The organism is Vibrio sp. 10N.261.52.A1 (assembly GCF_002876325.1).
In the GTDB taxonomy this organism is placed as follows: domain Bacteria; phylum Pseudomonadota; class Gammaproteobacteria; order Enterobacterales; family Vibrionaceae; genus Vibrio; species Vibrio chagasii.
In genome coordinates, this window is record NZ_MCYD01001176.1 from 6,017 (window position 1) to 6,269 (window position 253).

A 253-nucleotide genomic window follows, 5' to 3' on the forward strand; every position below is an offset into this window, starting at 1 on the left:
ATGATTCTCAATGAGAGGGTAATCATCGCTTGGTTGCGCAACTGCTTCCTGTTCAACCAAAGCCGTGGGTGTTTCTGGTGTTTTCGATGACCATGAATAACTAATCATGCCCACCAATGCGGTGAGCATGATGATTAATATAACGCGCTGCATTTCTTATTCACCACGTTACTTGATGACTGCACTAACAGGGAAGTGGTCTGAAAGATTGTAATGCTTCCAAAGCTCATTACTGGTAGAGCGGGGAACGTCA